The sequence below is a fragment of the Microcystis sp. M079S1 genome, from assembly GCF_020246425.1.
GTDB classification, from domain to species: domain Bacteria; phylum Cyanobacteriota; class Cyanobacteriia; order Cyanobacteriales; family Microcystaceae; genus Microcystis; species Microcystis aeruginosa.
The window spans coordinates 24605-31110 of record NZ_JADBSZ010000209.1 but is presented as its reverse complement, the minus strand read 5'-3'; the positions used below and the strand labels follow the sequence as shown (position 1 = coordinate 31110).

The following is a 6506-nucleotide window of genomic DNA, read 5'->3' as shown; positions in this document are numbered from 1 at the left end:
CCAAGCTTTTCTGGTCGGAACCCCCTAAGCCGAGTTTTCAAGGTGCTGCGCCGTCCACTTGGTTTTCGAGACTGGCCTTTTAATTCTAACGTAAAGCCAACCTAGAACGGCGGGGTTTCAGACCCAAAATTTCCGATGAGATTTAAGGCCACTCCTGCCGCTTTTCGCTCACAATGGGAATGATCGAGCAGAATAATCTCTAAATTATTAATTGCCTGTTCTATCCAATCCTCAGAGGTGGCACTGACTAATAAATTAATCTTTCCCATCGTCGCTGATTCCAATTTGCTGCCTCTTTCACCCTAACCCAAAAAGTCGAACAACACCAGTCAAAAACTAAGGACACGGCTTCTGTGATAGCCTAGATGATTGGTGAAGCATAAACACGGCCAATCAATCAGATGGATTTTTTACTTGAAGTCGGTACAGAAGAACTACCCGCAGATTTTGTCGATAGCGCGATCGCACAATGGCGGGAAAGAGTTAGCAAGAGTTTAGAGACGGAATCTCTGGACGCGACTGCTATTCAAGTTTACGCAACCCCGCGCCGTTTGGCCGTGTTAATCACAGGATTACCGAGGGAGCAAGAAGATCGCAGCGAGGAGATAAAAGGACCGCCAGTTAGTGCCGCCTACAAAAATGGCAAAATTACCGCTGCTGGTGAGGGTTTTGCTCGAAAACAGGGAGTTAGCACCGATGCTTTCTCAATTCGCGCCACAGACAAAGGAGAATTTGTCTATATTGAAAAAACGATTCCAGGTCGTCAAACAGCCGAGATTTTAACTGAATTAATTCCCCAATGGATTACCCGTTTGGAAGGAAGACGTTTTATGCGTTGGGGAGATGGAGATTTAAGATTTCCCCGGCCAATTCGTTGGTTATTAACTTTAGTGGATGGGGAAGTTTTGCCCCTAGAATTAATTAATGGCTCTACCACTTTAACCAGCGATCGCTTAACTTTTGGTCATCGCATTCTACACCCGCAATCCTTAGCCATTAGTCACCCCCAAGCATATTTAACCAGTTTGCGATCAATTTTTGTGGAAGCGGATCCGCAAGCGCGTCAACAGATAATTACTGATCAGATTAGCACCCTGGCCAAACAACTGGAGGGAGTGGCAGAAATTCCCGCAGATTTATTAGCAGAAGTGACTAACTTAGTCGAATATCCCACGGCAATTGTCGGTAAATTTGACGATGAATTTCTGGAATTACCCCCAGAAGTAATTATTACCGTGATGGTGACACATCAGCGTTATTTCCCGGTGAAAACTCCCCAGGGTTTGTCACCCTATTTCATCACTATTTCCAATGGCGATCCCCAGAAATCTGAGATTATCTCCGCGGGAAATGAAAGGGTTATCCGCGCGCGGTTAGCTGATGCCAGATTTTTCTATACTGCCGATTGTGATGAACCCTTAGATAGTTTTCTTCCTCAACTGGAAACCGTCACTTTCCAAGAAGAATTGGGAACCATGCGCGATAAAGTCGATCGGATTATGGAAATTGCCCAGATGATCGTCGAACAGTTAAATCTCGATGAACAAAGTCGCAGTGATATAGAGTCCACTGCCATGCTTTGTAAAGCGGATTTAGTTACCCAAATGGTTTACGAATTTCCCGAATTACAGGGAGTAATGGCCGAAAAATATGCTTTAATTAGCGGTGAATCGGCTGTAGTTGCCCGGGGCATTTTTGAACATTATCTGCCTCGCAATGCTGGGGATATACTCCCGGAAACAATAACCGGTCAAGTGGTGGGAATTGCTGATCGCTTAGATACTTTAGTCGGTATTTTTGGACTGGGAATGCTGCCCACTGGTTCCTCAGATCCCTTCGCTCTCCGTCGGGCTGCCAATGCAATAATTAGTATTATCTGGTCAGCCGATTTTAATATCAATCTTTTGGCATTAATCGAGCAGATAGCTCAGGATTTTGTCACCAGTCATCCCGATAAACCCAACCCAGTCAATCTGATTAAAGATTTCTTTTTACAACGTCTGCAAACTCTCTTAATTGATGATTTGAGGATAGATTATGATCTCGTTAATGCAGTTTTAGGGGAAAACGATCCAGAGTATAAGTCTCGCGCTTTAGAAAATTTATTAGATACCCGTGAACGCGCTCGCTTTTTATGCCAAATTCGTCAGGATGGTCAGTTAGCCAACATCTATGAAACCGTCAATCGCTCGACCCGTTTAGCACAAAAAGGCGATTTAGATACAACTACCCTAGAAGCCAAGGGAATCATCAATACGGAGTTATTTGAACAATCCTCCGAACCAGCATTTTATGACGCTTTAATTGCCCTAATTCCCGAAACTATCAGCGCAAGAGAGCAAAGAGATTATCAGCGTCTTGTCACTGCTTTAACAGCAATTTCTCCCCTGGTGGCTGACTTTTTTGATGGCGAAAATAGTGTGTTAGTCATGGCAGAAAAAGAATCTGTCCGTCGCAATCGTTTAAATCTGTTGGGTTTACTGCGAAATCACGCCCGAGTCCTAGCAGATTTTGGGGCAATTGTCAAGGGATAATTCAGTTATCAGTTATCAGTTATCAGTTATCAGTTATCAGATTTGAGTTTTCAGTGGACAGTGGTAATCAGTGAGCAGTTGTCAATAGACTACCTTTATTGATTCTCCCCATCACCCCATCACCCCATTTCCCCATCACCCCACACCCCACACCCCACACCCCACACCCCACACCCCATCACCCCACACCTCCACTGATTAATGCACACTGATAACTAAAATGGCCGATTCTGAACTACAGCAACAAGTCCAAAGATTACATCGACTGACGGTATGGGGTCGTTGGTTATTCGTGTTGGGTTGTTGGTTAGGGATTGGTTCGGCGAGTTTATGGGTTTTATGGGATGATATAGCTTTAATGCGGCAATATTTTACTTGGACAGCCCTAAGATACTCTTTAGCTTTCAATTACTGGTCTTCTATCGGTCTAGCCTTTTGTCTTGCCATTACAGGAGCAGTGTTAGTCTGGCAAAGTCGCAATATTATTTTAGGACTTTCCCCCAGAGAAAAACTGCGCTTAGAGCAACGGGTGCAGAAAATTCGGGCCGAAGGGTCGCGTCATCCCCTCTGGCGCTGGATCTTAAAAAGCAGGGAAAAAGACTTACAATGATAAAGATTTGCTGAAAGCTGACGGCTAGAATCCCCACTAGATATAATTCTTTACGCAAAAACTCTTGACTTTTGAATCAACTTATGACCGTGACTCCCCAAGCTCCTCCGAAAACTCGCCGCGTGGTTTTTCCCTTCACCGCTATTGTCGGCCAGGAAGAAATGAAATTATCCCTAATGCTCAACGTCATCGACCCCAAAATTGGCGGGGTGATGATTATGGGGGATCGAGGTACGGGAAAATCGACCACAATTAGGGCTTTAGCCGACCTTTTACCAGAAATTGACGTAGTTGCTAACGATCCCTTTAATTCTGACCCCAATGATCCCGATTTAATGAGCGATGAGGTGCGGCAAAGGGTGGACGAGGCCATCCCCTTGACCATTGCCAAGAAAAAAGTCACTATGGTAGATTTGCCCCTCGGTGCGACGGAGGATCGGGTCTGTGGCACAATTGACATCGAAAAGGCCCTGTCAGAAGGGGTAAAAGCTTTTGAACCGGGTTTGCTGGCCAAAGCTAACCGCGGCATTCTCTATGTGGATGAAGTCAATTTACTTGACGATCACCTCGTCGATGTGCTATTGGATTCGGCCGCTAGTGGTTGGAATACGGTGGAACGGGAAGGAATTTCCATCCGTCACCCGGCCCGGTTTGTTTTGGTGGGATCGGGCAACCCAGAAGAGGGAGAATTGCGCCCACAACTGCTCGATCGCTTTGGAATGCACGCCGAGATTCACACCGTCAAAGAACCACCTCTACGGGTCAAAATCGTGGAACAGCGTGCGGAATTTGATGGCAATCCCCTCTCGTTTTTAGAGAAATATAACTTAGAACAGGAAGAACTGCAAAGAAAGCTAGTGGAGGCCCAGAATCTTTTGCCTTCCGTGGAGCTTGATTATGATCTGCGGGTGAAAATTTCCGAGGTTTGTTCCGAGTTAGACGTGGACGGATTGCGCGGCGATATCGTTACCAATCGCGCCGCTAAAGCTCTGGCCGCTTTGGAAGGACGGACAACTGTGACGGTAGATGATATCCGTCGGGTAATTGTTCTCTGTTTACGTCACCGTTTGCGGAAAGATCCCCTAGAATCGATCGATTCTGGTTATAAAGTCTTGAAAGCTTTTAATCGCGTCTTTGGATTAGAGGAAAATTCCTAAATCTAATTCACCCTCTCTCCGAAGAGAGGGTTTTTGACTGGATTTAGAGATGAAGGCCAAAAAGGGCTAGATGTGGCCGAATAAGCTAGAATTTTATCGACTGCTGTTATCCTCTGGGGGAATGTCGATGTGGGTTGAAAGTATAACACTCGAAAACATTAAATGCTTCCAGAATCAAGAGATTAAATTTATTAGTAATCCCAATAATCAACGTCGTCAGGATGCTAAACCTTATCATTGGATCACTTTATTGGGAGAAAATGGAGTAGGAAAAAGCACGATTTTACAGGCTTTAGCTTTGCTGCTCGCGGGACCAGAAGCAGCCAAAGAATTATTACCACGTCCGACTGGTTGGATATGTAATCCCAAGACACCGGGTAAATTAACCGCAGTGCTTCATCAAGAAGATGGGGATGCGGGAAAATTTGGTACGGATAAAACTCGAAAAACTTTTGCTTATTCCTATTTTGTTACAGGCACGGAAAGGTTAGAGTTAGGAGGCAGTAAGGACAAACAAACCTATACAGAACCAGCATTAATCGAAGAAAATACTAAAATTTTAAGTTGGTTGCGAGCCAATGCTTTTGCCTCCGATAATCATGGTTGGTTTGCCGTCGGTTATGGAGCTTTCCGTCGTTTGACACGAGTGAGTCAAGTGATCATTCCTAGTCTTGAACCCCCGCAACGCTCTAGCAACTTTTTCAGCCAATTTAATGAGGATACATCTTTAAGTTCTTTTGAGAGATGGATGGTGTATTTAGATTATCGAATAGCCAAAAATCCTGAAGATAGTAAATCCAAACAAATGAAAAAAATCGGCGAAGAAGCAATTACTAAACTGTTACCCGGTAATGTAGAAATTGCTGAAGTAACTGCCGATGCCTTGATTCAGTTTCTAGTTAACGGTCAAAAAGTTCCAACCATTAGTTTATCCGATGGTTTTCGGAGTATGATTGCTTTAGCCGGAGATTTAATTTGGCGATTATTACAATCCTTCCCCAATCTAGATAAACCCACAGAGGCTTCTGGAGTCGTCTTAATCGATGAGTTAGATATTCATTTACATCCTTCTTGGCAAAGGGAAATTGCTGGATGGTTACAGGAAGTTTTTCCCAACCTTCAATTCTTTGTCGCTACTCATAGTCCTTTAATCGCTGCCGGTGCGGGGGAAAAGTCTTTAACCCTACGAATCGATCTGGTAGAGGGTGAATCAGAGATTGTAGAAATTCCTTATAAAGAATTAGCGGCTAATGTTGATCGTACTTTAACAAGTTCTGCTTTTGGTTTGAAATCAACCTTTCCCACTGAGACAGAAAATAAAATTAAGCGTTACCACCAACTAAATCGTAAAAATAAAAATCTGGCAGCAGAAGAAAAGGAAGAATATGAACAACTGTCATTATTTGTTGGAGAAGTTAAACCCTTTGGCGAAATTAGTCAACCTAATAGTTTAGAATCCCGAATTGATGCCTTACTAGAGGAGCGTTTATCTTGATTCCTGTCACCAGAATATCAGAGCCACGCGTATTAGCTAAAAATGCCGCTCGTTGGCTAGAGGCTTTAGAATCAATAAAATCAAACAACAAGGCAACTAAAGCTCAAATTAACCAAGCACAAAATAAATACAGTCATCCGCAAGTTAAAGACGCATTAGTTAAAATGTTTAATGGGAAATGCGCTTACTGTGAAAGTAAGATTACAGTGGTAACTTACGGAGCGATCGAACATTTTTATCCAAAAAGCCAGTATCCTGATCTGACTTTTACTTGGGAGAATTTACTGCTTTCTTGTGATAAATGTAATGATGCCAATCACAAAGGCACAAATTTTCCTATCGATGATATCACAGGAAATCCTCTGTTAATAGACCCCACGGATGGAGTAACCGATCCGAATACACATCTTGAATTTGTTTGGGATGAAATGGCAAAATTGGCCAGTGTTTATGGTCGGGATCGGCGTGGTCAAATTGTTGAAGATTTGTTCGATCTCAATGGTATGCGTGGACGAAAAGAATTAATTAACTATCGTAGTCAATATATTAAAAGGTTGTTAGCATTATTACGTTTCGCAAAACAAGGAGACTCGGAGGCTTTATCTTTACTGCAAGAAGCTTGTCAATCGGGAGCGGAATATTATGCTTTTGCTAGTATTTATATACTGCCTCATTTGCCTCCCTAAAATCAGGGGTAATTATTATCTACA

At 43.3% G+C, this 6506-nt stretch carries 5 protein-coding genes and 1 pseudogene; 5 read left to right on the top strand and 1 reads right to left on the bottom strand.

Going from position 1 to position 6506, the window contains the following annotated elements:
• Nucleotides 1–119: 119 nt before the first annotated feature.
• Nucleotides 120–269: pseudogene (miaE, locus tag IM456_RS14010) on the bottom strand (tRNA isopentenyl-2-thiomethyl-A-37 hydroxylase MiaE); the annotation flags it as partial.
• Between the two features lie 132 nt (nt 270–401).
• Between miaE and glyS the strand changes: the two are divergent.
• The 5 genes from glyS to IM456_RS13985 all read left to right on the top strand — a co-directional run bounded on the left by glyS (nt 402) and on the right by IM456_RS13985 (nt 6482).
• A complete protein-coding gene (gene glyS, locus IM456_RS14005) occupies nt 402–2534 on the top strand; it encodes a glycine--tRNA ligase subunit beta (protein WP_287692161.1) in 2133 nt (710 codons plus the stop codon).
• A gap of 220 nt (nt 2535–2754) precedes the next feature.
• Nucleotides 2755–3144 (top strand): hypothetical protein, encoded by a 390-nt coding sequence (locus IM456_RS14000; RefSeq protein ID WP_149988289.1) that lies wholly within the window; start codon nt 2755–2757, stop codon nt 3142–3144.
• An 83-nt stretch (nt 3145–3227) separates the two neighbouring features.
• Complete coding sequence (gene bchI, locus IM456_RS13995; RefSeq protein WP_002803387.1) at nt 3228–4301, top strand: magnesium chelatase ATPase subunit I; 1074 nt, start codon at nt 3228–3230, stop codon at nt 4299–4301.
• A gap of 127 nt (nt 4302–4428) precedes the next feature.
• The gene (locus IM456_RS13990) at nt 4429–5796 is read left to right on the top strand and encodes an AAA family ATPase (RefSeq protein ID WP_287692158.1); all 1368 of its coding nucleotides are present in this window, start codon (nt 4429–4431) and stop codon (nt 5794–5796) included.
• A complete protein-coding gene (locus IM456_RS13985) occupies nt 5793–6482 on the top strand; it encodes a retron system putative HNH endonuclease (protein WP_287692156.1) in 690 nt (229 codons plus the stop codon). The genes IM456_RS13990 and IM456_RS13985 overlap by 4 nt, the downstream gene beginning before the upstream one ends.
• The last annotated feature ends 24 nt before the right edge of the window (nt 6483–6506 follow it).

Coding starts and splice junctions, on each gene's coding strand:
- glyS (WP_287692161.1), top strand. CDS start 402: ATGGATTTTTTACTTGAAGTCGGTACAGAAGAACTACCCGCAGATTTT.
- IM456_RS14000 (WP_149988289.1), top strand. CDS start 2,755: ATGGCCGATTCTGAACTACAGCAACAAGTCCAAAGATTACATCGACTG.
- bchI (WP_002803387.1), top strand. CDS start 3,228: ATGACCGTGACTCCCCAAGCTCCTCCGAAAACTCGCCGCGTGGTTTTT.
- IM456_RS13990 (WP_287692158.1), top strand. CDS start 4,429: ATGTGGGTTGAAAGTATAACACTCGAAAACATTAAATGCTTCCAGAAT.